This window comes from Xanthomonas sp. LF07-6 (assembly GCF_034105445.1).
In the GTDB taxonomy this organism is placed as follows: Bacteria; Pseudomonadota; Gammaproteobacteria; order Xanthomonadales; family Xanthomonadaceae; genus Xanthomonas_A; species Xanthomonas_A sontii.
Window position 1 is genome coordinate 1 of sequence record NZ_JAXGGI010000049.1, and the last position, 291, is coordinate 291.

General features: G+C 75.6%; 1 pseudogene. It reads left to right on the plus strand.

Annotated features, from left to right (window positions below):
- Positions 1 to 12 precede the first annotated feature (12 nt).
- Positions 13 to 291: pseudogene (locus SLW56_RS20825) on the plus strand (hypothetical protein); the annotation flags it as partial.

Consider the following 291-nt stretch of genomic DNA (forward strand, 5'->3'; position numbering starts at 1 on the left):
GAAGGCGCGGGCGTGAAATACGCCCACACCCACTCGACCGGGGCCGACAGCACTGCCAGCGGTACCAACAGCAGCGCGATGGGACCGGCGGCGAGTGCGTACGGCGACAGCGCGGTGGCACTGGGCAATGGCGCGGTGGCGGGCGATGCGAACGATTCGGCCGTGGCCAACGCCGTGGCACTGGGCAAGGCGGCCACGGCCAGCGGCGGCGACAGCCTGGCGCTGGGTGCAGGCGCAGCGGCGGCGCAGGCCGGCGCCGTGGCGCTGGGCAGCGGCAGCAGCACGGCCGCG